The sequence below is a fragment of the Flavobacterium sp. UBA6195 genome (genome assembly GCF_002422095.1).
GTDB lineage: Bacteria > Bacteroidota > Bacteroidia > Flavobacteriales > Flavobacteriaceae > Flavobacterium.
In genome coordinates this window covers 1-7318 of sequence record NZ_DITB01000022.1, presented here as the reverse complement: position 1 = coordinate 7318, position 7318 = coordinate 1, and the positions used below count along the sequence as shown (strand labels likewise).

Annotated in this window: 7 protein-coding genes; 2 read left to right on the top strand and 5 right to left on the bottom strand. The window is 33.0% G+C overall.

Going from position 1 to position 7318, the window contains the following annotated elements:
• Positions 1-150 precede the first annotated feature (150 nt).
• Both B4I81_RS01705 and B4I81_RS01700 read left to right on the top strand, forming a co-directional pair.
• Positions 151-1569 carry an aldehyde dehydrogenase family protein gene (locus B4I81_RS01705; protein ID WP_291106736.1) on the top strand — a complete coding sequence of 473 codons (1419 nt, stop codon included), beginning with the start codon at positions 151-153 and terminating at the stop codon, positions 1567-1569.
• 75 nt (positions 1570-1644) lie between these two features.
• A complete protein-coding gene (locus tag B4I81_RS01700) occupies positions 1645-2025 on the top strand; it encodes a DUF779 domain-containing protein (protein WP_291106734.1) in 381 nt (126 codons plus the stop codon).
• A gap of 168 nt (positions 2026-2193) precedes the next feature.
• On the opposite strand, the gene B4I81_RS01695 is transcribed toward B4I81_RS01700, so the two are convergent.
• The 5 genes from B4I81_RS01695 to B4I81_RS01675 form a co-directional block, all read right to left on the bottom strand.
• Positions 2194-3117, bottom strand: a complete 924-nt coding sequence (locus tag B4I81_RS01695; protein ID WP_291106732.1) for an AraC family transcriptional regulator — start codon at positions 3115-3117, stop codon at positions 2194-2196.
• Between the two features lie 64 nt (positions 3118-3181).
• Positions 3182-4195, bottom strand: coding sequence for a proline iminopeptidase-family hydrolase (locus B4I81_RS01690; RefSeq protein WP_291106730.1), 1014 nt, complete (start codon positions 4193-4195; stop codon positions 3182-3184).
• A gap of 37 nt (positions 4196-4232) precedes the next feature.
• The gene (locus B4I81_RS01685) at positions 4233-4991 is read right to left on the bottom strand and encodes a hypothetical protein (RefSeq protein ID WP_291106728.1); all 759 of its coding nucleotides are present in this window, start codon (positions 4989-4991) and stop codon (positions 4233-4235) included.
• A 55-nt stretch (positions 4992-5046) separates the two neighbouring features.
• Positions 5047-5910 (bottom strand): bestrophin family protein, encoded by an 864-nt coding sequence (locus B4I81_RS01680; RefSeq protein ID WP_291106726.1) that lies wholly within the window; start codon positions 5908-5910, stop codon positions 5047-5049.
• Positions 5911-5999: 89 nt separating this feature from the next.
• A complete protein-coding gene (locus B4I81_RS01675; RefSeq protein ID WP_291106738.1) occupies positions 6000-7304 on the bottom strand; it encodes a TolC family protein in 1305 nt (434 codons plus the stop codon).
• Positions 7305-7318: the final 14 nt, after the last annotated feature.

Here is a 7318-nt window from a genome sequence, read left to right as displayed (position 1 = left end):
AAATTTTTATCGGACATTAATGAATAGAAATGTAATTTTTAGATGTTAAAATTATGTCAATATCATTTTTGTGCTATTAAATGAAATAATTGTGCTATTCTAAAATAAGAATTGAAACTAATTTTGAGAAACAAACCTAAAATCAAAATTATGAGTAATTTAGTTCAAAGACCCCAATTAAAAGAAAAGTACGATAATTATATCAACGGAAAATGGACTGCTCCTTCCACTGGACAGTATTTCGAAGTATTATCTCCAGTAGATGGAAAATTAATGTCGAAAGCAGCACATTCAGCAAAATTAGACATTGAAATGGCAGTAAATGCAGCTGACGAAGCTTTCAAAACATTCAGTCAAACTTCGGCTACAGAAAGAAGTATTATGTTGAATAAAATCGCAGATCGAATTGAAGCCAATTTGGATTACATCGCTGCGGTTGAAACTTTAGACAACGGTAAAGCTATTCGCGAAACTATGGCAGCTGATATTCCGTTAGCAATTGACCACTTTAGATATTTTGCTAGTGTAATTCGTGCTGAGGAAGGTTCTATTACAGAATTAGATAAAGACACTGTTTCTATCATTGTTCATGAGCCAATAGGAGTTATAGCTCAAATCATTCCTTGGAACTTCCCAATTTTAATGGCCGTTTGGAAATTGGCACCCGCTTTAGCTGCAGGAAATTGCGTAGTGTTGAAACCGGCAGAAAGCACACCAATTTCAATTATGGTGTTAATGGAACTAATTGGAGATTTAATTCCTGCTGGTGTAGTGAATGTTATTAACGGATTTGGTGCTGAGTTAGGAAGAACATTAGTAACCAATCCTAAAGTTGCAAAAGCTGCCTTTACAGGTTCTACTGCAACAGGTAGAATGGTAATGCAATATGCAACTGAAAATATTATTCCAGTTACGTTAGAATTAGGTGGAAAATCACCAAATATTTTCTTCCCATCGGTTATGGATGCTGATGATGNNGAATCGATTTATGATAAATTCATTGAAAGAGTATTAGAACGTGTTAAAGCAATTAAAACAGGAAATCCATTAGATCCAACAGTAATGATGGGAGCTCAAGCTTCACAAATCCAAAAAGATAAAATTCTTTCCTACATTAAATTAGGTAAAGAAGAAGGTGCTGAATTGTTATGCGGTGGCGATGTGAATCATTTAGGTGGCGATTTAGAAGGAGGATATTACATTCAACCTACGTTATTCAAAGGACACAACAAAATGCGTATTTTCCAAGAAGAGATTTTCGGACCAGTTTTAGCGGTTACGACTTTTAAAACTACAGAGGAAGCTTTAGAAATTGCTAATGATACCATGTACGGATTAGGAGCAGGCGTTTGGACGCGAGATGCACATGAATTATATCAAGTTCCAAGAGCTATTCAAGCGGGACGTGTTTGGGTAAACCAATATCATGCTTATCCAGCTGGAGCGCCATTTGGAGGTTACAAACAATCAGGAATTGGTAGAGAAAATCACAAAATGATGTTAGACCATTATCGTCAAACTAAAAACATGTTGATTTCTTACAACAAAAACAAATTAGGTTTCTTTTAGTAGATAATTTTTAATTTAAAGTCGCGATTCATGATTAATTTTATTTTGAACTCGCGACTTTTTTATTTGTAAACTATGGAAAAAATAAAACGATTGGAAGCAACCGACAAAGCAATAGAATTAATCAAAATGCTATCGGATAAGTTTGGAGATTTGATGTTTTATCAAGCAGGTGGTTGTTGCGAAGGAACGCAACCGCAATGTTTTGAAAAAGGTGGATTTTATTTGCGTTATGGTGATGTTTGTATCGGAACCCTTCAAGGGTTTGAATTTTGGGTGGACAAAGATTTATTCGAATATTGGAAACACGCACATTTTACACTTGATGTAACCGATGGAATAGGAGCAGGCGGATTTTCATTAGAAACCCCTTACGGAAAAACATTCAAAGTAAATTACAGATTATTTACCGAAGAAGAAGCTCAGAATTTAGAAGAAATAAAGTTGAATGAATAGGGAGATTTGTCAAGCTGAATTTATTTCAGCTTCTAGATTATATTTTAGATGCTGAAATGAATTCAGCATGACAGAAAAGTTTAATAATTCTTAGTGTTTATGGAATTTATTGATTCAGATTCTTAATTCCAATTGTTTTTTGAGCTTGTTCTTGAATTTGAACTTGTTTTACCCATTATAATTCATCAACTGATATTGTTTTGGTGTAACCCCTTCGTATTTTTTAAATAAGCGTATGAAGTAATTGCAGTCTTCAAAACCTGTTGCATACGAAACTTCGTTGACTTGAATATTAGGATTGCTCAATAGTTTTTTTGCGTATTTTATCTTTTCGTTTAGAATGAATTCAATTGGGCTCATGCCTAATTCCCTCTTGAAATAGCGATAAAAAGAAGTCGTACTCATACAGGCTTTATCACTCAAATCTTTCAAGTTAATCGTTTCTCGAATATTACTTTTAATATATTCAATCGCTGGTGTAATCGGACTGTTACTATCGATGTATCTTTCGTTTTCAAAACGTTTGGTGGTTTGCGTTTGAATGATTCGGATTATCAATTCTTGAAGCGTTAAATCGGCAAGTGCGTCTTTGGTTAACGAATTGCCCATGCATTCTTTAATCAACTTGTTGATGGTTCCAGCTAATTCTACATTGTTATAAAAAAAATAATTTTCGTGGTCTAATTTCCACAAATTACTTTTTCCTTCTTTTGGATATTTTTCGTTTAAAAAATCCAAGGTATTCGTAATAATCTGATTATCGATTGCCAAAGCAATACACTGCGTGGGATTGTCTTTTGAAGCTTCTGGGAAATCGATTTTCATCTCAGCATTGGAAGGCACAATTACGGTTTCACCTGGTAAATATTCAAAACTTGGGTCTTCAAATAAATGCATTACTTTTTTTCCACGCAACATACTTGTAACCACCAAATCATTGAATTTCAACGGAACTAAATCCGATTTTTGATAGGTTTCAAAAATATTCAATTCGCAATGATCTAAAGAGAAAATGGTCCGATTTTCCACCAAAGTTTTTAACGACTTTTCGTGGGTTAAAGCAGGAGTAAAAAGTAACGCTTTGTTTGCCATTCTAAAATTTCAAATAGAAAAACTAAGATACAAAAAAAAGCAACTACTAAGAGTTGCTTTTGATTTATTTTTTCAAAAACGATATTAATCCGTTAAAATACGTTTTTTGATCATCATAAAACGCCATGTGACTTCCTTTTGGACAGAATAAATACGAACCATTTGGTAAGATTTTCGAAATTTCTTCCATGTGTTTTGGATCCATCGTATCGTGTTTTGCTCCGATTACTAAGGTTGGGATTTTTACATTTTTTAAATCAGCTTTTCTATCCCATTTTTCTAATTTTCCAGAGATTCCAAATTCACTCGGACCTTGCATGGTTACATAAAGCGACTGATTCATCTTAGCAAAAGAACGATTTACCGGTTCTGGCCAATCTTTTGCTGGGAAACGAAGAATGTGTTTTTCATAGAAATTAGGAAGTAATAACTCTATATATCTTGGATTCGAAAAATCGTTATTGGCTTCTATTTTCATCAATTCTGCCAAAACTTCTGGATTCATTTGTTTGCTTAATACTTCATTGGCATATTGGTCATATTCAGGGCAACTTGCCATCATGTTCGAAATGATTAAGCCTTTCATATTGTTTTGATATTTTAAGCTGTATTCCATTGCCAAAATACCGCCCCAAGAATGACCTAACAAATAGAAATTGGTGTTGTCTAAGTTTAATGCTTTACGAACTTGTTCCACTTCTTCCACATATCTCGGTAAATCCCACATAGAAGTATCGTTAGGATTATCGGCATTTCCACAACCTAATTGGTCGTAATAAATGAACTCGATGCCTTCTGCAGGTAGGAAATTTTCGAAACATTCAAAATATTCATGCGTTGCACCTGGACCACCATTTAAAAGCAATACTTTGATTTTTGGATTGTTGCCAATACGTTTCGTCCAAACATTAAAAGTACCTTTTGGAGTTGTAATTGGAATAACTTTTACCCCACCATTTTGGATGCTATCAGCTGATTGTGCAAAATACTCGTTTTGAGGAGCTACGGTTTCTTGTTTACAGCTTGTGAATAAAGCTATAGTTAAGAGTAGAAGTGTTGTGCGGAATAGGTTTTTCATAGACTTCAAGTTTGAAGATTGTCATTAATAAATTGGTTTACCATTTTTCATCAACGTTCAAATAGTTTCGAATTTTTTCTTGTAATTTTTTGTAATCTTCTATATGATGATTTCTGGATTTTTCAAAACTTTCAAAATAAGGTGTAACTCGGATAGCTTCTTCATTAGCTAAAGAAGTAAAATCTAATTTTTCCATTTCACTTGGAATTAATTCAAAAAGATTTTGATAAAGATTTTCAATTATTTTATCAATCATTTGAATAATCTCTCTTGGCATAAATGGGTCATTGGCAATATTTCTAATATTATTGATAAACTCCATTGATTTTTTTGTTAATACCACAATCGGTTTTTTTCTTCCTTTGTCGTTAGGTTCAAATAAAGCAAAATAATCATCTAGATTACCACGTATTTGAGCTAAACCAGATGGATTATTATCAGTTGATATATACCAACCACCAATTAATTCATTCATTTCTTGATAAGCTTGAGAGTCATTTTCTAAGTCTAAAATGTCTGCATTCCATAAAGCAAGATAAAAATTAAACCTAAAAACTGTAATGTAATCAAGAGAGGAATCAATATTGTTTCCATTATTAGAAAAAGATTTTAAAAACTCAATTAAAGTATGAGTTTGAATTTTAATAATCTCTGTTCGTTTTGGTTGTAATACTGTTGCTCTAGCTCTTCTGTAAGTAAGAATAGCAAGTATTGTTGCTGTGCCAGTGAAGATTAAAGTGCCAAAATCTTTAATCCAACTAAGGTTTAACTTTAAATATTCAAAGATATAATTCATAGAATTGTTGCTAAGAAGTAAACATTATCAAATATACCAATTTTCCTCCAAACCTCTACAAAATCTCTTCCACGTGTTTCTTAATATTTGAAGCAATTTTTGTCATGGGTAAATCGTTGGCGTCGTTGCCAAATGGGTCTTCGATTTCTTCGGCGATTAATTCTAAACTCGCTAAAACATAAAAGATGAAAATCACTACCGGAATTACATAGTAACCCAAACTAAATACAAATCCGAAAGGCAACGTCATTACAAAAAAGAAGATAAATTTTTTGATAAACGAACTGTAAGAGTAGGGAATAGGCGTGTTTTTAATGCGTTCGCAAGCACCACAAATATCCGTAAATGATTGCAATTCGGAATTGATTATGTAAAATTGGTCACCTGTGATTTTTCCTGATTTGTACAAATCATTCGCTTTTTGAAACAGCATTTTTGCCACTTGATTAGGGCGATGTTTGTGATGATCCATTTCCAAATCCAAACCTTCAAACAACATTTTACTCACTTCTTCATTCAATAAATGTTTTGAAAGCACCGAAGCATAAGCTGGAATCACTTTTCTGTAGAAATTTCTATCGTTTTCATCAGATAAATAAGCAGAAAGTTTTAATGCTAAATTTCGACTATTATTGACTAAAGCGCCCCATTGTTTTCGACCTTCCCACCAACGGTCGTAAGCCGTATTGGTTCTGTATGCCAATAATAACGACAATACAAAACCAACAGTGGTGTGCATTACATTTAGATTCTTTACATGACTAGTTTCAGAAAGTTTCCAATATTCTAATTCCAAATAAGCAATTCCGTAGGCATAAAGTCCAATGAAAATCATCATCGGAATTAGTTGACGAAAGGTGTCCGATTCGTGAAAACGAAAAATAAAAGTAATCCAGTCTTTTGGGTTGTATTGAACCATTTTTTAGTGATTAGTGAAAAGTGATTAGTGAAAAGCGGATTCTCAATTTCACAGTTTCACAATTAAACATTTTAACAAATCTAAAAATATTAATTCAATTTTAATGTACCGGCTAATTCTTTTAAGTTAATTTCTGAAAGTTTGGTTACATATTGTGCATTTGAATAACGAACTGAAGCTTCTACAAAGTTTTGCTGAGCCGTTCTAAATTCGATAGTAGTTATGGTTCCAATTTTGAATTTTGCTAACGTAATATCTAAGTTTTGTTTGGCGATTTCTAAGTTTTTTTCTTCCACTTTTGCCAACTCTAAATTGGTTTGATAACTCGCAAATAAAGACGATAATTGTGAAGTTAGTGATAATTTTTGTTGTTCTAAAAGGAATCCTGCATTCTCCACTTGATATTTCGCTACTTTTTCGTTTCTGTTTTGAAGAAATCCATTAAAAATAGGCACAGTTGCAGTAACTCCATACACAAAACCTTGTCCAGAAGATTGCGTAATGAATCCCAAAGAAGCTTCCGAACGCGTGAAATTATAACCTGAAGTAATTCTAACCGTTGGATAACGATTCCCTTTGACTTGTTTTAAATTCAAATCGGCTACTTTTTTTGACAAAATTTGCGCTTGCAATTGCGGATTTTGTTTTTCGGCTGTTGCTTTTAATTCGTTGAAATCTAAGTTTTGTTCGAAAGTAACTTTGTTAGCCACTTTAAAATCGGTTTGAATATCACGAACTAATAATTCGTTCAATCTAATTTTACTGATTTTGATGAGTTCTCTTTGTTTCAATTGCAAACTTAAATCGCTATTCAAATCTACTTGTGCATTTAAAACTTCTAATTTTGAAGCTTTTCCAATGCTAAAACGATTTTGAGCGGTTGTTAAACGTTGGTTTGAAATTGCAATCGCGGTATCAATCGAAGCTAAAACTTGTTGTTGTTGTACCAAATCGAAATAGGTGGTATATACATCGCTAATTCGCGTTAAAATGGCAGTTTGTAATTCGGCTTTTCCTTGTTGTTCTAAAACGTTTAATTGTTCTTTTCGGGCAAACATGCTTAAACCATCGAAAATTGTCCAATCTAAACCAACACCATAGGTTAAGCTCAAGTTTTTAGCATTATCTAGTTTTCTTTCGGAACCATCAGCTTGCGTTTGCGTGGTATTTAATTGACTGTTATTATTGGTAAAATTCGCATTCAACGAAGGCAACATTCCAGCATTGGCTAAATTGTTATTGGTAGCATCAATTTTGGAATTGTTTTCAGCGATTTTAATATCGTAATTGTTTTCCAAAGCAATTTTAACCGCATCTTCAAGCGAAAGCAAATCTTGTGCTTGTGCTGAAAATCCAAGAAAAAAAATGAATATGTAAGTATAAAAATTTCGCATAGTGTTTTTATGTT

What these genes read in the sequence shown, in the direction of transcription:
- B4I81_RS01695 (WP_291106732.1), bottom strand. Translation starts at nt 3,117, where the DNA reads ATGGCAAACAAAGCGTTACTTTTTACTCCTGCTTTAACCCACGAAAAG.
- B4I81_RS01690 (WP_291106730.1), bottom strand. Translation starts at nt 4,195, where the DNA reads ATGAAAAACCTATTCCGCACAACACTTCTACTCTTAACTATAGCTTTA.
- B4I81_RS01700 (WP_291106734.1), top strand. Translation starts at nt 1,645, where the DNA reads ATGGAAAAAATAAAACGATTGGAAGCAACCGACAAAGCAATAGAATTA.
- B4I81_RS01680 (WP_291106726.1), bottom strand. Translation starts at nt 5,910, where the DNA reads ATGGTTCAATACAACCCAAAAGACTGGATTACTTTTATTTTTCGTTTT.
- B4I81_RS01675 (WP_291106738.1), bottom strand. Translation starts at nt 7,304, where the DNA reads ATGCGAAATTTTTATACTTACATATTCATTTTTTTTCTTGGATTTTCA.
- B4I81_RS01685 (WP_291106728.1), bottom strand. Translation starts at nt 4,991, where the DNA reads ATGAATTATATCTTTGAATATTTAAAGTTAAACCTTAGTTGGATTAAA.